Source organism: Streptomyces sp. N50 (assembly GCF_033335955.1).
Taxonomy (GTDB): Bacteria; Actinomycetota; Actinomycetes; order Streptomycetales; family Streptomycetaceae; genus Streptomyces.
In genome coordinates, this window is record NZ_CP137549.1 from 3553344 (window position 1) to 3573814 (window position 20471).

The 20471-nt window shown below is 69.4% G+C and carries 19 protein-coding genes, 1 tRNA gene and 1 riboswitch; of the genes, 7 read left to right on the top strand and 13 right to left on the bottom strand.

Annotated elements, in window-relative coordinates; genetic code table 11:
• The first annotated feature begins 99 nt into the window (after positions 1 to 99).
• On the top strand, positions 100 to 888 hold the full coding sequence (locus tag R2B38_RS15520; RefSeq protein ID WP_318016757.1) for a hypothetical protein: 789 nt from the start codon (positions 100 to 102) through the stop codon (positions 886 to 888).
• 342 nt (positions 889 to 1230) lie between these two features.
• On the opposite strand, the gene R2B38_RS15525 is transcribed toward R2B38_RS15520, so the two are convergent.
• The gene (locus tag R2B38_RS15525; RefSeq protein ID WP_318016758.1) at positions 1231 to 1542 is read right to left on the bottom strand and encodes a hypothetical protein; all 312 of its coding nucleotides are present in this window, start codon (positions 1540 to 1542) and stop codon (positions 1231 to 1233) included.
• Between the two features lie 102 nt (positions 1543 to 1644).
• On the opposite strand from R2B38_RS15525, the gene R2B38_RS15530 reads away from it, so the two are divergent.
• The gene (locus tag R2B38_RS15530; protein ID WP_026151524.1) at positions 1645 to 1875 is read left to right on the top strand and encodes a DUF4287 domain-containing protein; all 231 of its coding nucleotides are present in this window, start codon (positions 1645 to 1647) and stop codon (positions 1873 to 1875) included.
• A gap of 114 nt (positions 1876 to 1989) precedes the next feature.
• Here R2B38_RS15530 and R2B38_RS15535 read toward each other — a convergent pair whose 3' ends face one another.
• From R2B38_RS15535 to R2B38_RS15545, 3 genes are all read right to left on the bottom strand, one after another.
• Entirely contained in the window at positions 1990 to 2877 is an 888-nt protein-coding gene (locus tag R2B38_RS15535; RefSeq protein ID WP_318016759.1) for a Bax inhibitor-1/YccA family protein, read from the bottom strand.
• A gap of 171 nt (positions 2878 to 3048) precedes the next feature.
• Positions 3049 to 4257, bottom strand: coding sequence for a 4-hydroxybenzoate 3-monooxygenase (locus R2B38_RS15540; RefSeq protein WP_318016760.1), 1209 nt, complete (start codon positions 4255 to 4257; stop codon positions 3049 to 3051).
• A 189-nt stretch (positions 4258 to 4446) separates the two neighbouring features.
• A tRNA-Leu gene (locus R2B38_RS15545) sits at positions 4447 to 4533 on the bottom strand.
• Between the two features lie 439 nt (positions 4534 to 4972).
• Between R2B38_RS15545 and R2B38_RS15550 the strand changes: the two genes are divergently transcribed.
• Together R2B38_RS15550 and R2B38_RS15555 are read left to right on the top strand one after the other, a co-directional pair.
• On the top strand, positions 4973 to 5743 hold the full coding sequence (locus R2B38_RS15550) for an ABC transporter ATP-binding protein (protein WP_318016761.1): 771 nt from the start codon (positions 4973 to 4975) through the stop codon (positions 5741 to 5743).
• A gap of 171 nt (positions 5744 to 5914) precedes the next feature.
• A complete protein-coding gene (locus R2B38_RS15555; RefSeq protein WP_318016762.1) occupies positions 5915 to 8443 on the top strand; it encodes an ABC transporter permease in 2529 nt (842 codons plus the stop codon).
• A 91-nt stretch (positions 8444 to 8534) separates the two neighbouring features.
• Here R2B38_RS15555 and R2B38_RS15560 read toward each other — a convergent pair whose 3' ends face one another.
• Together R2B38_RS15560 and R2B38_RS15565 are read right to left on the bottom strand one after the other, a co-directional pair.
• A complete protein-coding gene (locus R2B38_RS15560; protein ID WP_318016763.1) occupies positions 8535 to 9827 on the bottom strand; it encodes a class I SAM-dependent methyltransferase in 1293 nt (430 codons plus the stop codon).
• Between the two features lie 233 nt (positions 9828 to 10060).
• Entirely contained in the window at positions 10061 to 11446 is a 1386-nt protein-coding gene (locus tag R2B38_RS15565) for an NAD(P)/FAD-dependent oxidoreductase (RefSeq protein WP_318016764.1), read from the bottom strand.
• A 487-nt stretch (positions 11447 to 11933) separates the two neighbouring features.
• Here R2B38_RS15565 and R2B38_RS15570 point away from each other — a divergent pair, with 487 nt between their 5' ends.
• From R2B38_RS15570 to R2B38_RS15580, 3 genes are all read left to right on the top strand, one after another.
• Positions 11934 to 12677: a class I SAM-dependent methyltransferase gene (locus tag R2B38_RS15570; protein ID WP_318016765.1), complete on the top strand. Its 744-nt coding sequence runs from the start codon at positions 11934 to 11936 to the stop codon at positions 12675 to 12677.
• Between the two features lie 200 nt (positions 12678 to 12877).
• Positions 12878 to 13030: a hypothetical protein gene (locus tag R2B38_RS15575; protein WP_318016766.1), complete on the top strand. Its 153-nt coding sequence runs from the start codon at positions 12878 to 12880 to the stop codon at positions 13028 to 13030.
• A 76-nt stretch (positions 13031 to 13106) separates the two neighbouring features.
• Positions 13107 to 14111: a zinc-binding dehydrogenase gene (locus R2B38_RS15580; RefSeq protein ID WP_318016767.1), complete on the top strand. Its 1005-nt coding sequence runs from the start codon at positions 13107 to 13109 to the stop codon at positions 14109 to 14111.
• On the opposite strand, the gene R2B38_RS15585 is transcribed toward R2B38_RS15580, so the two are convergent.
• The 7 genes from R2B38_RS15585 to R2B38_RS15615 form a co-directional block, all read right to left on the bottom strand.
• On the bottom strand, positions 14108 to 14383 hold the full coding sequence (locus tag R2B38_RS15585) for a hypothetical protein (protein ID WP_318016768.1): 276 nt from the start codon (positions 14381 to 14383) through the stop codon (positions 14108 to 14110). The genes R2B38_RS15580 and R2B38_RS15585 overlap by 4 nt on opposite strands.
• Positions 14384 to 14484: 101 nt before the next feature.
• Positions 14485 to 15459 carry a Ppx/GppA phosphatase family protein gene (locus R2B38_RS15590; RefSeq protein ID WP_318016769.1) on the bottom strand — a complete coding sequence of 325 codons (975 nt, stop codon included), beginning with the start codon at positions 15457 to 15459 and terminating at the stop codon, positions 14485 to 14487.
• Positions 15456 to 15986, bottom strand: a complete 531-nt coding sequence (locus R2B38_RS15595) for a DUF501 domain-containing protein (RefSeq protein ID WP_318016770.1) — start codon at positions 15984 to 15986, stop codon at positions 15456 to 15458. The genes R2B38_RS15590 and R2B38_RS15595 overlap by 4 nt, the downstream gene beginning before the upstream one ends.
• A gap of 32 nt (positions 15987 to 16018) precedes the next feature.
• On the bottom strand, positions 16019 to 16495 hold the full coding sequence (locus R2B38_RS15600) for a septum formation initiator family protein (RefSeq protein ID WP_318016771.1): 477 nt from the start codon (positions 16493 to 16495) through the stop codon (positions 16019 to 16021).
• Positions 16496 to 16600: 105 nt separating this feature from the next.
• Positions 16601 to 17887: a phosphopyruvate hydratase gene (eno, locus tag R2B38_RS15605; RefSeq protein ID WP_033284339.1), complete on the bottom strand. Its 1287-nt coding sequence runs from the start codon at positions 17885 to 17887 to the stop codon at positions 16601 to 16603.
• 318 nt (positions 17888 to 18205) lie between these two features.
• Complete coding sequence (locus R2B38_RS15610) at positions 18206 to 18898, bottom strand: transglycosylase family protein (protein WP_318016772.1); 693 nt, start codon at positions 18896 to 18898, stop codon at positions 18206 to 18208.
• Between the two features lie 9 nt (positions 18899 to 18907).
• Positions 18908 to 19081: riboswitch (cyclic di-AMP (ydaO/yuaA leader) on the bottom strand.
• Positions 19082 to 19275: 194 nt separating this feature from the next.
• Positions 19276 to 20262 (bottom strand): transglycosylase family protein, encoded by a 987-nt coding sequence (locus R2B38_RS15615; protein WP_318016773.1) that lies wholly within the window; start codon positions 20260 to 20262, stop codon positions 19276 to 19278.
• Positions 20263 to 20471 lie beyond the last annotated feature (209 nt).

Below are 20471 nucleotides of genomic sequence, written 5' to 3' on the forward strand. Positions count from 1 at the left end.
TCCTGCCCGTTTCGTGACGTTACGCACTGACAGCTGGTTAGTCCGCCCTTCAAGCTGATGTAGGAAGTCGGGGGTCGACTTTGAACCGGGAGTACGTCAGTGAGCGCCATGCCGATCGCTTTGCTGCTCACCACGGCCGCCACAGGCGCCGTGGGCGTCGCCGTCCTGCGCACCCTCTTGGTGCTCCGTCGACAGGTGGCGGACCTGCACACCGAACTGGCCGAGGGCCGGGCCGCCGCCGTACGGGCGCTCGTGCCCGCCGCCCGCAGCCACACCGACGCGGATGAGATACGCGCCGCCGTGGCCGAGGCGCTGGCCGAGGAGCGGGAGCGGGAGCTTGCCGAGGCGCGGGCCTTCTGGGCCGCGCAGGAAGCCCGTGACACCGAGGTGCCGACCCTGCTGGGTCTGCCCGACAGTGAGCTGTTCCTGCCCCGCCAGAGCGACTTCGTGGGCCTCGAACCGCTGGAGCCGGTCACCGAGTTCTCCGCGGACGCCGACGAGTTCGCCGGCGATTCCCCCGAACTGGCCGCGGCCCGCCGCCGCCACCCGTCCCACCCGGACTTCGTTCCGGCGCAGTCACCGGTGGCGAACGACCACGAACGCACGGTGGCGACGCTGGAGGAACTGGCCGAGTCCGCGGTCGAACTGGCCGACGTCCGCCCCGGCCCCCTCGGCACCCTCGACGTCTACGTCTTCGCCGACGGCACCACCCTCTGCATGACCCCGGGCCACCGCGAAACCGCCGAACGCCTCGCCGCGGCCCTCCACGCGGGCGAAACCCCGTTCCTCCTGGGCGGCTCGGGAGTCTCCGGCGCGTACACGTTGACGTTCGCGTGCGGCGAGGAAAACTTCTACATCCTCGCGGACAGGGTCATAGCGTCCCTTTGATTCCGGGGACGTCCAGGTACGTCGTCGAGTGCGGGCGAGTGGGGGCTGGTCGCGCAGTTCCCCGCGCCCCTAAAAAGAACACGCCGGGCGCACGTCTTTAGGCACGCAGGACCCCGCGCACCCAAAAACCCACGGCAGGCCAGCGTCTCCAGGGGCGCGGGGAACTGCGCGACCAACCACAACGGACCGCAAGCCGAAAACGACCGGCCAGAGTCTCCAGGGGCGCGAGGAACTGCGCGACCAACCACAACGGACCGCAAGCCGAAAACAACCGGCCAGCGTCTCCAGGGGCGCGAGGAACTGCGCGACCAACCACGACGCACCCGCACCCGCCGACGACCCTCAGACCGCCGCCCTCTTCTGCGCCTCCGCCACCAACCCCACCGCCCGCTCGACCTCGGCGTCGCTCACCAGCACAACCGCCAAGTCATGCACGGCAACGGTGATTTGATCCGCCGCGGCGAACATCCCCGCGTCCGGCATCTCCCGAGGCTCCCCCGAGGGATCCTCGACCCGCTGCGCCCACAGGGCGAACTCCCTGGCCAGCCCCAGAGCCTCGGCAGCGGCACCCCTCTGCAAACGACTCTGCGGCGCAGCCCGAAGCCGGTCCGCGAAGTGATCCACCGCTTGAGTCAACCGCGTCGTATCCACCACGCCGCGAGACTACGCGCCGTACCGGGACTGTTGCCAACGGGCGAACGCTCAGGCACGGTGACCTGAAGGACCGGCTTACACCCCATGCGTCCGGAGGCGCCGATGTCCCAAGTGTTCTCCCAGGAGACCCACCGCAACATGCTCGCCCGCATCCCCCACTGCACCGGTCGTGAAGTGTCCGACTGGCTGCGCACCGTCGACGAAGGCCCCGCCCTCTTCCGCTTCGAGGAGAAGGTCAGCTGGCTCCGCGCCGAGCACGACCTCGCGTACGGCCACGCCAAGGCGATCATTCACGAGTACGACCTGAGGAGGGCCGCGCGCAAACTGCTCTAGGCGCGCACCACAGACCGACCCACCACGGACACGGACATGACGAAGGGCCCCGGGAACGAACCCGGGGCCCTTTCGCGCAAGCGGGAAGCGGGCGGAACTACCGCCGTACCGCCGCTAGTTGTTGCTGTTCAGGATCGACAGGAGCCGCAGGAACTCCATGTAGATCCACACCAGCGTCAGCGTGAGCCCGAAGGCCGCGAGCCAGGCCTCTTCCTTGGGCGCGCCGTAGGCGATCCCGTCCTCGACCTGCTTGAAGTCGAGGGCGAGGAAGCACGCGCCGAGGATGATGCCGACGACGCCGAAGAAGATGCCGAGCGGGCCGCTGCGGAAGCCGAGGCCGTCACCGCCGCCGAACACCGCGAACAGCAGGTTCACGACCATCAGCAGCACGAAGCCGAGCGCGGCCGCCATCACGAAGCCGTAGAACCGGCGGTTCACGCGGATCCAGCCCGCGCGGTACGCGATGAGGACGCCGGCGAAGACCGCCATCGTGCCGATCACGGCCTGCATGGCCGCGCCGCTCGCGATGCGGTTGTCGACGACGCTGGAGACGACGCCGAGGAAGACGCCTTCCAGCGCGGCGTACGACAGGATCAGCGCCGGGACGGGCTTGCGCTTGAAGGACTGGACGAACGCCAGGACCATCGCGACCAGCGCGGCACCGATACCGATGCCGTACGAACGGCCGATGTTGGCGTCGTCGACCGGGAGCAGCGCCCAGGCGAGGGCGGCCGTCACGATCAGCGTGCCGAGGGTGGTGCCGGTGCGCAGGACCACGTCGTCCATGGTCATCCGGCCGGTGGTGGCCGGGGCCTGCGGCGGCGCGCCCTGCTGAAGGTCCTGCTGGGCGTACGGGTTCTGCGCGTACGGGTTGCCGCCCGCGTAGGGGTTGCCCTGCGTGCCCACGGCGGGGCCCCCGGCCTGCGGCGCGGTGTTGAAGCCCGCGTAGCCGTTGTCGCGGCTGAACCCCCGTCGCGAGAAGACCGGGTTTCTGCTCCTCATTTCACTCCTCCATGGCCGCCTCGCGCGGCCTTGGGCTCAAGAGTAATAGGTAGGCAAAGGATTGACCCTACCTCTTGGGGAGGATCTTCCCCTCGTCCTGCCAAGGTACGCGGTGGATCGCACCCCGTGCGAACACTGGTACCAAGCCGTGACGACCCCCTTAGAGACCCCTTATCCCCGTTCCCGTCCCTGCTCCTGTCCCTGTTCACCGAACGGGAACCCGGTGTACGCCTCGGCAAGATCCGTCTCGGCCGCCCGCGAGCTCGCGATCCGCTCCAGCCGGGCCAGCTGGAGCCGCCCCTCGAAGGCCGTCGCGTCGGGCGCGCGGTGCAGGAGGCTCGTCATGTCGTAGGAGAACCGCTCGGCCTGCCACACCCGCCGCAGACAGGTGGCGGAGTAGTCGTCGAGCCGCGCCTCGCCGCCCGTCTCCTTCTTGTACGTCAGCGCCCTCGCGAAGGTGACGACGTCGCCGACGGCGAGGTTCAGGCCCTTCGCTCCGGTCGGCGGGACGATGTGCGCGGCGTCCCCGGCGAGGAAGAGCCGTCCGTACCGCATGGGCTCGTGGACGTACGAACGCATCGGGGTGACGGACTTCTGGGTGATGGGTCCGCGGTCGAGTTTCCAGCCGTCCTCCGTCTCGAACCGGCGCTCCAGCTCGGCCCAGATGTCGTCGTCGCTCCAGCCCTCCGCGTCCGCGCCCTCCTCCACCTGGAGGTAGAGACGGGAGACGGACGGGGAGCGCATCGAGAGGAGGGCGAAGCCGCGCTCGTGGCGGGCGTAGACCAGCTCGTCGTGGGAGGGCGCTACGTCGGCGAGGATGCCGAGCCAGGCGTAGGGGTACGAGCGCTCGAAGACGCGGGTGAGGTCGGTGGGGATGGCGTTGCGGGCGACGCCCCAGAAGCCGTCGCATCCGACGACGTAGTCGCAGTCGAGGACGTCCTCGCGGCCCTGGTACCGGAAGCGGACGCGGGGGCGGTCGGTGTCCGCGCCCTCCACCGCCAAGGCCTCCGCCTCGAACAACAGCGGTCCTCCGTCGGCGAGTTGGAGGGCGATCAGGTCCTTGCACACCTCGGTCTGCGCGTAGACCGTGACGCTACGGCCGCCGGTGAGGGCCGGGAAGTCCACCCGGTGCCGCTGCCGGTCGAACCGCAGCTCGATCCCGTCGTGCCGCAGCCCCTCCCGGTCCATGCGCTCACCGGCGCCGGCCGCGCGCAGCACGTCGACCGTGCCCTGCTCCAGGATCCCGGCGCGCTGCCGGTGCTCGACGTACTCCCGGTCCCGGCTCTCCAGCACGACCGAGTCGATCCCGGCGTTGTGCAGCAGCCGGGCGAGGAGGAGCCCGGCGGGGCCGGCTCCGATGATGCCGACGGTGGTACGCATCGGACGTTCCCTTCGGGCGGGGGACAGTCAGGCATGTTCGCCTGGTGAATTTCTCTTCACCTCATTGGTACGACTCAAGTCTCTGGCCGCAGGGGTTACCTGTCAACGGTCGGGAAGGGGGTGGCGAGGGCCGCCGAGGGGACGCTACGACAACTCACCGTCGCCGTGCGTCACGCCGAGTAACTGCGATGGTGCCCGGAGCCGGACTTGAACCGGCACGCCCGCGAAGGGGCAGCGAGGTTTAAGCTCGCCGTGTCTGCATTCCACCATCCGGGCAGGCCGTGGGCTCCGCATCGAGGTCACGAGCCTATCGGGACGCGCGTCCCCAACAGCGGGCAGGCGGACCGATGTTGTCTTATTTTATTGATGTCTGAGGGTGCATCAGACCACGGAATGCGCCATCAGCACTTGCCAACAGCCTTGCGTGCGATCTGGGGCCTCGTATGCGGAATGACGGAATTTCACCGCCCGAACGAGGGTGCTCCACCGGTTCTTGACGTGATCGTTCACAGAGGTGGTCCCGAGAGTCTCCGCCGGGGTCGTCTCGGGGGTGGTCCTCATCCCCAGGTATGACACCGCTGAGCGCAGTCCGACTGAAGGCTGCCCCCGGAACCGGAACAGCGGCTGACTACACGGCGCGATGGGGCCGAGAGGATGGGTGGCGTATCCAAGCAATACCGTCGCCCAAACCGTCGTCCCGACAGGAGCGCCCTCCGTGACCACCACTCCCATCGCCGAACGGACCACCTCCGTGGCCGCGCGCGCCACGGATCTTTCCAAGATCTACGGACAGGGCGAGACCCAGGTGGTCGCCCTCGACCGGGTCTCCATCGCCTTCCGGCAGGCCGAGTTCACCGCGATCATGGGCCCCTCGGGGTCCGGCAAGTCCACGCTGATGCACTGCGTCGCCGGTCTGGACACCTTCTCCTCCGGTTCCGTGCGCATCGGTGACACCGAGCTGGGCTCCCTGAAGGACAAGCAGCTCACGAAGTTGCGCCGGGACAAGATCGGTTTCATCTTCCAGGCGTTCAACCTGCTGCCGACGCTGACGGCCCTGGAGAACATCACGCTCCCGATGGACATCGCGGGCCGCAAGCCGGACAAGCAGTGGCTGGACTCGGTGATCACGATGATCGGCCTCGCCGACCGGCTGAAGCACCGGCCCTCCCAGCTCTCCGGCGGCCAGCAGCAACGCGTCGCCGTGGCACGCGCGTTGGCCTCCCGCCCCGACATCATCTTCGGCGACGAGCCGACCGGAAACCTGGACTCGCGCTCCGGCGCCGAGGTGCTGGGCTTCCTCCGCAACTCCGTACGGGAGCTGGGCCAGACGGTGGTCATGGTCACCCACGACCCGGTGGCCGCGGCCTACGCGGACCGGGTGGTCTTCCTCGCGGACGGCCGCATCGTCGACGAGGTCTACGAGCCGACGGCGGACTCGGTGCTCGACCGCATGAAGCAGTTCGATGCCAAGGGCCGCACCAGCTAGGTCTCCTGACGCTCCATCACCTCATGGCCCCGGCAGCCGACTTCACCGCCAGGGCCTCTGACCTCGCTGCCCGGCGGCGCTCGACTCCGCTGCCCCGGGCCCGACTTCACCGCCCCGGCACCCGGCTGTGCCGCCCGGCTCACCCCTCGTAGACCTGGACTGAGTAGACCCATGTTCCGTACCGCCTTGCGCAACGTACTCGCGCACAAGGCCCGGCTCCTCATGACCGTGCTCGCCGTGATGCTCGGCGTCGCGTTCGTGTCGGGGACCCTGGTCTTCACCAACACCATCTCGAACGCCTTCCAGAACAGCTCGGCCAAGGGCTTCGACCAGGTCGACGTGGCCGTCCAGCCCAAGTCCCAGGACGACAAGGGCGACACGGTCGGCAAGACGCCCGAGCTGACCCAGGCCATGCTCGACACCAGCGCCAAGGTGCCGGGGGCCGCGTCCGCGACCGGGGTCGTCAACGGCTTCACCGCCATCGCCGACAAGAAGGGCAAGCTCATCGGCGGCGGCTTCCAGTCCGAGGGCGGGAACTACTGGGGCAGCAAGGACGCCCGGTATCCCCTCACCTCCGGTGCCGCGCCGCACGGCAGCGACCAGGTCGCCATCGACTCCGAGACCGCCAAGCGCGCCGGGTACAAGGTCGGCGACACCGTGCGTCTGTCGGTCGATGGGCCGGTCCTGACCCCCAAGATCACCGGCATCTTCACCACCGACGACGGCAACGTCGCCGCCGGCGGCAGCCTCGCCCTCTTCGACACCGCGACCGCGCAGAAGCTGTTCGGCAAGGCGGGGACGTACGACGAGATCGACGTGAAGGCCGCGGCCGGGACCAGTCAGGCCGCGCTGAAGGCGCAGCTGGACGGCGCTCTGCCGAAGGGCCTCACCGAGACCACCACCGCGAAGAAGCTCGCCGACGACCAGGCCGAGGCGATCGCCTCGTCGATGAGCGGGCTGAAGTCGGGGCTGCTGGTCTTCGCGGGCATCGCGCTCTTCGTCGGCACCTTCATCATCGCCAACACCTTCACCATGCTGGTCGCCCAACGCACCAAGGAACTGGCCCTGTTGCGCGCCGTCGGCGCCTCGCGCCGGCAGGTCACGCGGTCGGTGCTCCTTGAGGCGTTCGTGGTCGGCGCGGTCGCCGCGGTGGCCGGTCTGCTCGCCGGTATCGGCATCGGCGCCGGGCTGCGCGGCCTGATGGGCACGATCGGCGCGACCGTCCCGGACGGCCCGCTGGTCATCACCTCGAACACGGTGCTGAGCGCCCTCGCGGTCGGCATCCTCATCACGATGCTCGCCGCCTGGCTGCCCGGCCGCCGCGCCGCGAAGATCCCGCCGGTCGCCGCGATGAGCAGCCTGCACGCGGCGGCCACCACCAAGTCCCTCGTCCTGCGCAACACGCTCGGCGCGCTGTTCTCCGGCGCGGGCATCGCGGTCGTCATCGCGGCCACGTCGATGAACGGTTCGGACGGCCAGGCGCCCATGGGATTCGGCGCCGTCCTCCTCATCATCGGTGTGTTCATCCTGACCCCGCTGCTGTCCCGCCCGCTGATCGCGGCCTCGGCGCCGGTCCTGCGGATCTTCGGGATCTCCGGCAAGCTGGCCCGCCAGAACTCGGTGCGCAACCCGCGCCGTACGGCCGCCACGGCCTCCGCGCTGATGATCGGCCTCACCCTCATCACCGGCATGACGGTGATGGCGGGCAGCCTCCAGCAGGCGATCGACAAGATGGCCTCGTCCGCGATCAGCGCCGACTACATCGTCTCGATGGCGAACGGCAACTCGCTCTCCCCGGACGTCGACAAGGCCCTCACCACCACGTCCGGCATCACCGCCAGCAGCCCGCTGCGCAACGCCCCTTCGCGCATCGACGGCAAGACCGAGTTCCTGACCGGCGTCAACGGCTCCGCGATCACCAAGCTCACCGACCTCAAGGTCGACAGCGGCACCTTCAAGGTCGCCGGCACGCAGGTGGTCGTGGACGACGACACGGCCAAGTCCTATGGCTGGAAGGCCGGTTCGACCTTCACCACGCACTACGAGGACGGCAAGGCGCAGCAGCTCACCGTCTCCGCGGTCTACGAGGGCAACGCGCTGATCCGCGGCATCATGCTCGACAACGCGACGCTCGCCCCGCACCAGACCGACCCGGCCGACATGCAGATCCTGGTCAAGACCGCTGACGGGGCGTCGAGTTCGACGAAGGACAAGCTGGAGAAGGCCCTGGGCTCCAACCCGGCGGTCAAGGTCCAGGACAAGAAGGACCTCTCCGACAGCATCGCGCAGGTCTTCACGCTCATCCTCAACATGGTCTACGGCCTGCTCGCCATGGCGGTGATCGTCGCGGTCATCGGGGTCATCAACACCCTTGCCATGTCGGTCTTCGAGCGCTCCCAGGAGATCGGGATGCTGCGCGCGATCGGCCTCGACCGCAAGGGCATCAAGCGGATGGTCCGCCTGGAGTCCCTGGTCATCTCGCTCTTCGGCGGGGTGCTCGGCATCGGTCTCGGCGTGTTCTTCGGCTGGGCGGCGGGCGAGTTGATCGGCGCGAAGATGGCGACCTACGAACTCGTCATCCCCTGGGCCCGGATGGCGCTCTTCCTGCTCCTCGCGGGCACGGTCGGCGTCCTGGCCGCACTGTGGCCGGCCCGGCGCGCGGCGAAGCTGAACATGCTGTCGGCCATCAAGTCCGAGTAGCAGTAGAGGAGTTGACGGCCATGAGGCAGGGGCCCCGTTCCGGATCGGAACGGGGCCCCTTGCCGTGCTCGCTGTTCTCCGGGAAACGTGCTCAGTTCCAGGTGCGGGCGCGCAACGCCATCCCGGAGTTCCCGCCGTCCGGGGTGCGCACGGCCAGGACCTGGTTGACGCCGATGCGGTTGCGCTCGAAGGCGAGCGCGGAGGCCGCCATGTACAGGCGCCAGACGCGGGCCCGGCCGACCCCGGCGAGCTTGGCCGCGCGTGCCCACTCGGCCTCCAGGTTGGCGACCCAGCGGCGCAGGGTGAGCGCGTAGTGCTCGCGGATCGACTCGACGTCCCGCACCTCGAACCCGGCACTCTCCAGCTGGGTCACGGTGGTGCCGATCGGGGCGAGTTCACCGTCGGGGAAGACGTACGCGTCGATGAACTCGTCGATGTCGTACGCCGATTCGTCCTGCCAGGGGCGGCGGGCGATCTGGTGGTTCAGCAGCCGCCCGCCCGGTCTGAGCAAGCCGAAGAGGTCCCTGGCGTACTCCAAGTACCGCTCGGTGCCCACGTGTTCGGCCATGCCGATGGAGGAGATGGCGTCGTAGGGTCCGTCGGTGACGTCCCGGTAGTCCTGTACCCGGATCTCCACCTTGTCGGTGAGTCCCTCGCCCGCGACGCGCTTACGGGCGTAGGCCGCCTGTTCCTGGGAGAGGGTCACGCCGACCACGCTCACGCCGTACTCGCGGGCCGCGTGGATCGCCATCGAACCCCAGCCGCAGCCGACGTCGAGGAGTCGCTGACCCGGCGTCAACTCCAGCTTGCGGCAGATGAGTTCGAGCTTGTCGCGCTGGGCGTCCTCCAACGTGCCGTCCGGGGACTCCCAGTAGGCGCACGAGTAGACCATCGAGGGGCCGAGGACGATCTCGTAGAAGTCGTTGCCGACGTCGTAGTGGTGGCTGATGGCGCGCTTGTCGGTGCGTTTGGTGTGGAGGTGGGCCCGGCTGCGGCGGACCTCCTCGGGGGGAGGGGCGGGCGGCAGCGGGAGTCCGGCGAGCTTGACCAGTCCGCGTACGGCGGACCGCACGTCGGGGTCGCGCAGGGCCTGGGCGAGGGTGCGGGCGTCCTCGCCGCGCTCCCACACCAGCTCGGACATCGCGTCGAGGGCGGCGTACAGGTCGCCCTCGATGCCCAGGTCGCCGGAGACCCAGGCGCGGGCCATGCCCAGTTCGCCGGGCTTCCACAGGAGTCGGCGCAGGGCACGGCGATTGCGTACGACCAAGGTCGGCGCATCGGGCGGTCCTGCCTCGGAACCGTCCCAGGCGCGGATGCGCAGCGGGATGGGGGTTCCCAGTAGCTGTTCGAAGAGGGATTTGAGCCGCAGCGCGGCATCAGCCATGGCGCACACCTCCGTGACGCGGATCCCGGAATTGTCCATCACTACGTAAACACCGGCCAGGCCCGATCGCAGTCCTGCTTGAGCGTTACGAGTAGGCAAAATGCATGTAGCAGCCATGTAGGTGACACGTGGGAGCACGCCGAAGGGGCCGCCCGCACCACGGATGGCGGACGGCCCCTTCGGGGTTGCTGCTTCTTACGTCTTCTCGCGTCGTCAGAGGTGACCGTGGACGGTCAGGAGGCCTTGGCCTTCTCCTCGGACTTCGCGGCGGCGGCCGGAGCCGGCGCCGGCTTGGCGGCCTCGTAGAACTCCTCGCGGGGGTTCTCCATGGCGCCGAGCGACACGACCTCGCGCTTGAGGAACATCGCGAGCGTCCAGTCGGCGAAGACGCGGATCTTGCGGTTCCAGGTCGGCATGGCCAGACCGTGGTAGCCGCGGTGCATGTACCAGGCGAGACGGCCCTTGACCTTGATCTTCACCTTGCCCATGACGATCATCGCGACGCCCTTGTGCAGGCCGAGACCGGCGACCGCACCCTTGTTGGCGTGCGAGTACTCCTTCTGCGGGAAGCCCCGCATACCGGAGATCACGTTGTCGCCGAGGACCTTCGCCTGGCGCAGCGCGTGCTGGGCGTTCGGCGGGCACCAGGCGTTCTCGACGCCGGCCTTGCGGGCGGCGATGTCGGGGACCTGGGCGTTGTCGCCGGCGGCCCAGACGTAGTCGGTGCCGGTGACCTGGAGGGTCGGCTGGGCGTCGACGTGACCGCGCGGGCCGAGCGGGAGGCCGAAGCGGGAGAGAACGGGGTTCGGCTTGACGCCGGCCGTCCACACGATCGTGTTGGAGTCGACCTCAAGGCCGTTCTTCAGCACGACGTGGCCGTCGACGCAGGAGTCCATCGAGGTCGAGAGGTAGATCTCGATCCCGCGGCTCTCCAGGTGCTCCTTGCCGTAGAGGCCGAGCTTGGGGCCGACCTCCGGGAGGATCTTGTCGGCGGCGTCGACGAGGACGAAGCGCATGTCCTCGCGGGAGACGTTGGTGTAGTACTTGGCCGCGTCCCGGGCCATGTCCTCGACCTCACCGATGGTCTCCGCGCCGGCGAAGCCGCCGCCGACGAAGACGAAGGTGAGCGCCTTGCGGCGGATCTCCTCGTCGGTGGTGGAGTCGGCCTTGTCGAGCTGCTCAAGGACGTGGTTGCGCAGGCCGATGGACTCCTCGATGCCCTTCATGCCGATGCCCTGTTCGGCGAGGCCGGGGATCGGGAAGGTGCGGGAGACCGCGCCCATCGCGATGACGAGGTAGTCGAAAGGCAGCTCGTACGCCTCGCCCACGAGGGGGGCGATCGTGGCGACCTTGCGGTCCTGGTCGATGGTGGTGACCCGGCCGGTGAGGACCTCCGCCTTGGGCAGGACGCGTCGCAACGGGACGACGACGTGCCGAGGGGAGATGCTGCCGGCGGCGGCTTCGGGGAGGAAGGGCTGGTAGGTCATGTACGACCGGGGGTCGACGACCGTGACGGTCGCCTCGCCGTAGCGCATCTTCTTGAGAATGCGCCGAGCTGCGTACAGGCCTACGTACCCACCGCCTACTACGAGGATCCTGGGACGCTCCGTGGTGCTCATGGCATCGAGTATCCACCTGCCCCAGGGGGGTCGCTCGTGCGCCCCTTCACAAGCATCGGTGGGGGGTGTGTTATCCTCCGCGACTCGCATGATCCACGTCACTCCGCGGGCGGGGAACCACGGGTCGGTTCGCCCCGTTGTCAAGGCCGCGTGAGCTGCCGATCTACCTCTCCGGCACCCCTGGACCACACCTCCACGACACCCTCCCGAAACTCCCCCGAATCACTCCCGCACCACCCCGCCGAGCACGTTCCCAGGCCCGCCGGAACCCCGGAAGGGCCAACCGGGGCAGTCTCGTCGTCCACCAGGACAGAATTCCTTGTGAAGAACTTCACGAACTTTCTTACGGACGTGTTCCGGAGGGGGTCGGCGAGCGCCCCTGCAACCGCTCATACGTTATATGGGCTGCTCAGGAGTTTAATACCGGCGAGTAATAATTCGGGCTCGCGAGGGTCCGGCAGAGCGCCGTCTCCCCATACTCAAAGGCATGGCCGTCTACGACACGCTCGGCACGACGTATGCCAGGACCCGGCGCCCGGACCCACGCGTCGCCGCGCGGATCCGGGCCGCGCTCGGGGACGCGGAGGACGTGATCGACGTGGGCGCGGGCACCGGCTCCTACGAACCGCCGCACACGCTGCTCGCCGTGGAACCCAGCCGGATCATGCTCGCCCAGCGCCCGCCCGGATCGGCGCCCGCAGTCCGCGCGGTGGCCGAACGCCTGCCGCTGCGCGACAACGCCGCCGACGCCGTCATGGCGCTGCTGACCGTCCACCACTGGACCGACCTCGCGGCGGGTCTCGCCGAACTCCGCCGGGTCGCGCGCCGCCGCGTCGTCGTCCTGACCTGGGACCAGCGGGTCTTCCGCGAACGGTTCTGGCTCGTCCGCGACTACCTCCCCCAGGCGGCGGCCTACGACGACACCCGCGCCGTCCCGCCCGAACGCCTGGCCGCACTGCTCGGCGGAGCGCGGACGGAGCCCGTCCCGGTCCCGCACGACTGCACGGACGGCTTCGGCGCGGCCTACTGGCGCCGCCCCCACGCCTACCTCGACCCCCAGGTACGCGCCGGCATCTCGATGCTCGCCCAGACCGGAGACGACGCCCTCGCCCCCGGCCTGACGAGACTCGCCGACGACCTCGCGACGGGCCACTGGCACGAGCGGTACGCCGACCTGCTCCCCCGCGACACCCTCGACGTCGGCTACCGGCTCCTGGTCGCAGACCTCTGACCCCCAGGTGCGCGCTGGCATCTCGACGCCCAGATCGAGGAAGTCACCCCCTCGCCCGGCCTGACGCTGCTCCGGGACGACCTCACGACGGGCCGCCGGCACGAGCAGAACGCCGACCTGCTCGCGCTGGACACCGTCGATGTCAGCTACCGGCTCCTGGTCGTAGACCTCTGCCCCCGAGGTGCGCGCCGACATCTCCATTGCCCGCCCAGACCGGAGACGACACCCTCGCCCCCGGCCTGACGCTGCTCGCCGACGACCTCACCACGGGCCGCTGGCACACCCGGTACGCCGACCTGCTCCCCCGCGACACCCTCGACGTCGGCTACCGGCTCCTGATCGCGGACTTCTGACCTGCGCGTACGCCAACGGCCTTAAAACCAGGGCGAGTCGGGAATGAAGCCGGCCCGGTCGCACGTTGGCAGGCCCATGACGTCCTCGCCGAGCACCATGCGTGCCGTCCAGCTCTCCGGCCCCGGCCCCGTGGAGAACCTGCGGCTGATCACGCTCCCGCTGCCGCCCGAGCGGGACGGGTGGGTGCGTATCCGGGTGGAGGCCTTCGGGGTCAACCGGTCGGAGTTGAAGCTGCGGCTGGGGGTGAGCGAGGGCGTCAGCTTCCCGCGGGTGCCGGGCATCGAGGCCACGGGGACCGTCGACGCGGCCCCGGCCGGCAGTGGGCTGGCTCCCGGGCAGAAGGTCGTCGCGATGATGGGAGACATGGGGCGGACCTACGACGGCGGGTACGCCGAGTACACGTCCGTGCCGCTGGCGCAGGTGATCCCCGTCCAGACCGAGCTGCCCTGGGAGGTGCTGGGCGCGCTGCCGGAGATGGTGCAGACGGCCTACGGCTCGCTCACCGTCGGGCTGGATCTGCAGCCGGGGCAGTCCCTGCTGATCCGGGGCGGTACCTCCTCCGTGGGCTTGGCCGCCGCCGCGCTGGCCCGCCGGCGTGGCGCCACGGTGCTGTCCACCACCCGGCGCCCCGATCGGCTGGCTCTGCTGAAGGAGCGGGGCGTCGACCACCCTCTCCTCGACACCGGCGAAGTGACGTCCGCCGTACGGGAGTTGTACCCGGACGGTGTCGACGCCGCCCTCGACCTCGTCGGCACCCCGACCCTCCAGGACACCCTGCGCACGGTCCGCGTCCACGGCACGGCCTGCTTCGGCGGCAGCCTCTCCAACCAGTGGACGGTGCGGGACTTCTCCCCGAACGAGTACCTGCCGAGGGGAGTTCGCCTCGCGGGCTACTTCGGCGACGCGTCCGACCTGTCCCCCGCGGTCTTCCAGGACATCCTCGACGCGGTCGCCGCCGGCCAACTCGCCTTCCCTGTCGACCGGGTGTACCACGGCCTGGAGCAAGTACCGCTGGCCCACGGGGACATGGAGCACAACCGGGCCACGGGGAAGCTGGTGGTCCGCGTCCGCCCTTCCTAGCGCGTGGAGATGAGGGCGATCAGGGCGATGAACAGCCCGAGGATCCCGGCTATCTCGGCGGCCACCGTCAGCATGGGACGTCGCCCCGGGTCACCGGCTGCTGGAGGGGTACGGCCCCCCTGGTTGTGCGCCTGGGGGACGCGTGGCAGGACGGTCGGTCCCGTCCCGGCCTGACGCCGCGCCTGGGCCCGTCGCGCGCGGGAACGGACCAACGCCCAGATCAGCAACCCGATCAGGACGACGACCACGATGTCGAACGGCAGCACTGCCATCATCCACACCCCCCGTCACGCACGTTCCGCTCACCGACCGCAGGTCCGTGAGCGCCCTGCACCGACTATGCCCGACGGGGGACGCGGGCGAGGGCCGAATCTCAGGGGGCCTTGCCCGCCCCGGCCTCTTCCGCCGCCTTGAACGCGATTCCGTCCAGGATGTCGTGCTCGCTCACCACGACCTCGCTGGCCCCGACCCGCTCCATGATCGAGAGGAGGACGAGGGCGCCCGCGCCGATGACGTCGACGCGGCCCGGGTGCATGGAGGGGATGGCGGCGCGTTCGGCGTGGGTGGAGCGGAGCAGGGACTCCGTGATCTCGCGGACGCGGTCGTAGGAGACGCGGGAGTGGTGGATGGCCTCCGTGTCGTACTCGGGGAGGTTCTGGGCGATCGCCGAGACCGTGGTGACCGAGCCGGCCAGGCCGACCAGGGTGCGGGCCTCGCGGAGGGGGACCGTCTGTTCGGCGAGGTCGAGGGCGGCCTCGATGTCGGCGCGCATCGCCGTGATCTGGTCCGGGGTGGGCGGGTCGGTGACCTTGCCGTCGCGGACCAGGTGGCGCTCGGTCATGCGGACGCAGCCGATGTTCACGGAGCGGGCGGCGCGGACGGCGTCGTCGCCGACCACGAACTCCGTGGAGCCGCCGCCGATGTCCACGACCAGGTAGGGCTTGGCGAGGGCCAGGTCGTCCCGGCCGGCCAGTTCCGCCGTCGCGCCGGTGAAGGAGAGTTCCGCCTCCTCGTCGCCCGTGATCACCTCCGGCTCGACGCCGAGGATGTCCAGGACCCCGCGGACGAAGTCGTCGCGGTTCGAGGCGTCGCGGGAGGCGGACGTGGCCACGAAGCGGAGGCGTTCGGCGCCGAGTTCCTTGATGATCGCCGCGTAGTCGCGGCAGGCGGCGAAGGTGCGTTCCAGCGCCTCGGGGGCCAGCCGGCCGGTCTTGTCCACACCCTGGCCGAGGCGCACGATCGTCATCCGCCGGTCCAGGTCGACGAGTTGGCCTGTCGCCGGGTCCACGTCGGCGACGAGGAGGCGGATCGAGTTCGTACCGCAGTCGACGGCGGCGACCCGGGTCACTTCTCGTACTCCTTCGTCACCGTCACGCACGGCCCCTTGGCCCACCACTCCGGCAGCATCGCGAGCGCCTCGTCGCCCAGCGGGTTGACGCCCGGGCCCGCGGCCAGGGAGTGGCCCACCAGGACGTGCAGGCACTTCACCCGGTCCGGCATGCCGCCCGCGCTCGGGAAGCCCTCCAGGACCTCGATGGCGTCACGGCGCGCGATGTAGTCCTCGTGGGCTGCGCGGTACGCGGCGGCGAGTTCCGGGTCCGTCCGCAGCCGCTCCGTCATCTCCTTCATGACGCCGTTGGCCTCCAGCGTGCCGATCGCCGAGGCGGCGCGCGGGCACGTGAGGTAGTACGTCGTCGGGAAGGGGGTGCCGTCGGGGAGGCGGGGGGCCGTCTCCACCACGTCCGGCTGGCCGCACGGGCAACGGTGTGCGATCGCGCGCAGCCCGCGCGGCGGACGCCCGAGCTGCTGCTTGAAGGCCTCGACGTCCGCGTCGGTGGGCTCGGTGCGCGGAGTGGACGGCGGGGGCTTTTCCATGCCGGTACGAAAATCTCTCTGTCAGTTCGGTGTCACTGGTCGGAGGCGTCGGACTTGTCCACGCCGTCCCAGACGTTCGAGTACCACGGGCGGTCGGCCGCCCCCAGCTCCGCGCGCGACTGCTTCGCCGCGTCCGGGTCGATCACGATGTAGCCGGTCTCCCCGGGCATCACGTAGTGCAGCCGCTGCCGGATCTGCTGCTCCGCGTACGAGTCGTCCTGCCAGCGCGCCTTCAGGTCGCGCAGCTGCTCGACCCGCTGGCGGGCCTGGGCCTGCTGCCGCTCCAGGTCGGAGATCTCGGCGCGCTGGGAGACGTACTGCCTTATCGGGTACGCCAGCGCCACGATCAGCGAACACAGCACCAGGGCGAGGAGGGCCGCCCGGCCGGTGAGCCGGGAGCGGCGGGCCTGCCGCTTGGTCTGGGAGCGGTAGACACGGGCCGCCGTCTGCTCGCCGAGCAGCTTGAGCCTGGTCGCGGTGGAGAACCGGTCCCGGTCCTTCACGGCCATGTCCCGCCTCCCCTTCACACGTGCGTACGTCCCCGCACACGGTACGGGACCGGGTGCGGGGACGTACGTACGACTGGCTAAGGATTGACCCGGGGGGTCCCGGGATCAGCCCTTGAAGCGGGGGAAGGCGCTGCGGCCCGCGTACTCGGCGGCGTCGTCGAGGATCTCCTCGATGCGGAGCAGCTGGTTGTACTTGGCGACGCGGTCCGAGCGGGCCGGGGCGCCGGTCTTGATCTGGCCGCAGTTCACCGCGACGGCGAGGTCGGCGATGGTGGTGTCCTCGGTCTCGCCGGAGCGGTGGGACATCATGCACTTGAAACCGTTGCGCTGGGCCATCTCGACGGCGTCCAGGGTCTCGGTCAGCGAGCCGATCTGGTTCACCTTGACGAGCAGGGCGTTGGCCGTGCCCTCCTCGATGCCGCGGGCGAGGCGCTCGGGGTTGGTGACGAAGAGGTCGTCGCCGACGATCTGGACCTTGTCGCCGATGCGGTCGGTGATGACCTTCCAGCCGGCCCAGTCGTCCTCGTACAGCGGGTCCTCGATCGAGACGAGCGGGTACGCGGAGACGAGCTCCTCGTAGTACTCGGTCATCTCGGCGGCCGAGCGGGACTTGCCCTCGAACTCGTACTTGCCGTCCTTGTAGAACTCGGACGCGGCGACGTCGAGCGCGAGCCCGATCTGCTCGCCGGGGATGTAACCGGCCTGCTTGATGGCCTCGATGATGAGGTCGAGGGCGGCGCGGTTGGACTCCAGGTTCGGGGCGAAGCCGCCCTCGTCGCCCAGGCCGGTGGACAGGCCCTTGGTCTTCAGCACCTTCTTGAGGGTGTGGTAGACCTCGGCGCCCCAGCGCAGCGCCTCGGAGAAGGACTCCGCGCCGATCGGGGCGATCATGAACTCCTGGATGTCCACGTTCGAGTCGGCGTGCGAGCCGCCGTTCAGGATGTTCATCATCGGAACGGGCAGCAGGTGCGCGTTCGGACCGCCGAGGTAGCGGAAGAGGGGGAGGTCGCTGGCCTCGGACGCGGCGTGCGCGACGGCGAGGGAGACGCCGAGGATGGCGTTGGCGCCGAGCGAGCCCTTGTTGTCGGTGGCGTCCAGGTCGAACATCGCCTGGTCGATCAGGCGCTGCTCGGTGGCGTCGTAGCCGACGAGCTCCGGGCCGATCTGCTCGATGACGGCGAGTACGGCCTTCTCGACACCCTTGCCGCCGTAGCGGTTGGGGTCTCCGTCACGCAGCTCGATGGCCTCGAAGGCACCCGTGGAGGCGCCGGACGGAACGGCGGCACGACCCGTGCTGCCGTCGTCGAGGCCGACCTCGACCTCGACCGTGGGGTTGCCTCGGGAGTCCAGGATTTCCCGGGCTACGACGACGTCGATGGACGGCACGAGCATCTCCTTCTTGGGATCTGACGCGGCTACGGCAACACCGCAGCGGCTCTGCGAGACGAGCCTAACCGGCTCGGGGCGATTGGCCATCCGGTCGGCCGCCTGATGGACAGAACCGAGAGTAAATTGTTTCCGAACGGAACAAAAAGTCCCGGCAAGCGGCAGGCATGGGGACGGGAACGCGAAAAAGCCCCGCCCCGGTGCGTACGGGGGAACACGCACCGGAGCGGGGAGCCCGTGGGGGACGGGGGTGACCCTCACGGGGTCTCCATGATGGACACCACGGATGTGAGGGCGCTGTGGTTCAGCTACGAGCCGCGTAGGTCACTTCAGGTGGAGCTGCTGGCCCGGGAAGATGAAGTCGGCGTCGTCGATGATGTCCTTGTTCAGCTTGAACAGCTGCTGCCAGCCGCCCTTCACCTTGTGCTTCTCGGCGATGGAGCTGAGGGTGTCGCCCTTGACGACCTTGTACTCGCCGTCACCCTTCTTGACCTTCTTGCCGGTCGGGGTGGTGACGGTCTTCTTGGCGGCCGGGCGCTCGGCGGAGCGGGAGGCGGTGGTGTCGGTGGTGGAGCGCTCGGTGGTGCTCTTGCTCGACGAGCTGCTGCTGTTCGAGGAGCTGGAGCTGCTGCCGCCGGAGTAGGAGGCGCCCGACAGGCCGGTGCCGCAGGTGGGCCAGGCGCCCTTGCCCTGGGCGGCGAGAACCTTCTCGGCCACGGCGATCTGCTGGGACTTGGAGGCCTGGTTCGCGGTGGAGGCGTAGGCGGTGCCGCCGTACGCGGCCCACGTCGAGGCGGAGAACTGCAGACCGCCGTAGTAGCCGTTACCGGTGTTGATGGACCAGTTGCCGCCGGACTCGCAGCTGGCGACCGTGTCCCACTCGGAGGCGGTCGCGGCGGAGGCGCTGCCGGTCGCCATGAGCGGGGCGGCTATCGCGACACCGGTGACGCCGGCGAGCGTGGCAACGCGGGTGGCCTTGGACGGACGGCGGTGCTTGCCCTTGCTGGAAAACAGCATGGAAAATCCCAATCCCCTCACCGACGCCTACGAGGTGAGCTGTCGGGTTCGGGCCGTGTGAGTTGCCCGGCCGCACACCTCTCGGTGCGCGACTTCACCCCAAGCCGGTTCCGGTCGTCTCTCAACTCCCGGGCCCGGCGCTTACCTTGGGTCCCCCGCTCCTGCCTACGGCGCTTGACGCGACGAATGTTCCCGGAGGCCGCTGGCAGGACTCGGCGTGTGCGGCAGCCGGGGCTCGTGGTGACGAGCGGCCTTGACCGTAGACACGGAATCCACGGAATTTCAAAGACGATCAGGCCTTCTGAGACTCATCCCACACTTTGATCAAACCGGACATTCCCGAGCGAAGCGTGACGCGAACTCCCGCCGCTCTCTTGCTACTTTTCGTCCACTTCCGTGCCGACATCCAAGGTCTGACCGGCGGCGATCTGGGTCGGATCGGCGCCTATCACCTTTTTGTTCTCGGCGTAGAGGGCACGCCATCCGCCGTCGTAGCCAAGGGAGTCGGCGATGGACGCGAGGGAGTCGCCGGCGCGGACGGTGTAGGTCTGCGGCGACACGCTCTCCTCGGCGCTGGCGCCGCGATGCTTGCCGGCACTCTGCTGACCGGTCGACCGGGTGCTCTGCTGGTCGTCGGCATCGCCGAGCGCTCCGGTGTCGACGAGGCTCCACTTGCCCACCGCCTGGGCGGAGTTGTCCGTTTCGTCGATTTTCGGGGAGGCGGCGACCGAGTCGTTGCCGACCGAAGGAGTGGTGGACTTGTCGGACTTGCTGGAGTTGTCCGTCGCGGTGGGCGAGGGGCTGTCGGTCGAGCCACTACCCGAATCGCCGGACGCGTCGGACGAAGTCGAGTCCGTGGTGCCGGAGTCGGACAAGCCGGAGGAAGCAGACGAGTCCGACGAACCGGAGTCGGAGTCGGAACCGGAGTCGGTCGGGTCCGCCGACGGGGAGTCGCTCGCGAGGCCGGTGTCGACGTCCGTCGAACCCGAGGTGGTGGTGAGGCCGGAGAGCAGCGCGCAGGTGGTCCAGGCGGAGGTGCCCTTGTCGGCGAGGATCTTCTCGGCGACGGCTATCTGCTGGGAACGGCTGGCCAGGTCGGCGCTGGGCGCGTAGTCGGGGCCGCCGTACTTCTCCCACTCGTCCTGGGTCATCTGCAGGCCGCCGTAGTAGCCGTTGCCGTCGTTCTCGCTCCAGGAGCCGCCGCTCTCGCAGTTGGCCACCTTGTCCCAGGTGGTGCCGTCGGCGGCGTTCGCGGCGGCGGCGCCGAGGAGCGGGATGGCGATGGCGGAGCCGGTCACCCCGGCCGCGACGAGGAGAGCCGGAGCCTGACGGGGGCGACGGTGACGACCGTTCCCGGAGAGCATGCGGAGGCCTTTCGCGTGACAGCGGGGGACCGCGCGGCGGAAGGGGGTGGGGGTGGTGCGGGGCGCCGCGCTGGTAGGTGAACGTATCCACAGTCGATCACTTGTCACAAGTTAATGCCACGGAGATCACGTGAAGATCACAGAGTTGAAGAACTGTCACTTTCAGGTTTAGGGAGTCGGATCGCCTGTCCGACGGCGCCCCGGACCAC

Excerpts from the sequence above, each read along its gene's own strand:
- R2B38_RS15530 (WP_026151524.1), top strand. The coding sequence starts at position 1,645 with ATGTCCCAAGTGTTCTCCCAGGAGACCCACCGCAACATGCTCGCCCGC.
- R2B38_RS15535 (WP_318016759.1), bottom strand. The coding sequence starts at position 2,877 with ATGAGGAGCAGAAACCCGGTCTTCTCGCGACGGGGGTTCAGCCGCGAC.
- R2B38_RS15540 (WP_318016760.1), bottom strand. The coding sequence starts at position 4,257 with ATGCGTACCACCGTCGGCATCATCGGAGCCGGCCCCGCCGGGCTCCTC.
- R2B38_RS15555 (WP_318016762.1), top strand. The coding sequence starts at position 5,915 with ATGTTCCGTACCGCCTTGCGCAACGTACTCGCGCACAAGGCCCGGCTC.
- R2B38_RS15560 (WP_318016763.1), bottom strand. The coding sequence starts at position 9,827 with ATGGCTGATGCCGCGCTGCGGCTCAAATCCCTCTTCGAACAGCTACTG.
- R2B38_RS15565 (WP_318016764.1), bottom strand. The coding sequence starts at position 11,446 with ATGAGCACCACGGAGCGTCCCAGGATCCTCGTAGTAGGCGGTGGGTAC.
- R2B38_RS15570 (WP_318016765.1), top strand. The coding sequence starts at position 11,934 with ATGGCCGTCTACGACACGCTCGGCACGACGTATGCCAGGACCCGGCGC.
- R2B38_RS15580 (WP_318016767.1), top strand. The coding sequence starts at position 13,107 with ATGACGTCCTCGCCGAGCACCATGCGTGCCGTCCAGCTCTCCGGCCCC.
- R2B38_RS15585 (WP_318016768.1), bottom strand. The coding sequence starts at position 14,383 with ATGGCAGTGCTGCCGTTCGACATCGTGGTCGTCGTCCTGATCGGGTTG.
- R2B38_RS15595 (WP_318016770.1), bottom strand. The coding sequence starts at position 15,986 with ATGGAAAAGCCCCCGCCGTCCACTCCGCGCACCGAGCCCACCGACGCG.
- R2B38_RS15600 (WP_318016771.1), bottom strand. The coding sequence starts at position 16,495 with ATGGCCGTGAAGGACCGGGACCGGTTCTCCACCGCGACCAGGCTCAAG.
- eno (WP_033284339.1), bottom strand. The coding sequence starts at position 17,887 with ATGCTCGTGCCGTCCATCGACGTCGTCGTAGCCCGGGAAATCCTGGAC.
- R2B38_RS15610 (WP_318016772.1), bottom strand. The coding sequence starts at position 18,898 with ATGCTGTTTTCCAGCAAGGGCAAGCACCGCCGTCCGTCCAAGGCCACC.
- R2B38_RS15615 (WP_318016773.1), bottom strand. The coding sequence starts at position 20,262 with ATGCTCTCCGGGAACGGTCGTCACCGTCGCCCCCGTCAGGCTCCGGCT.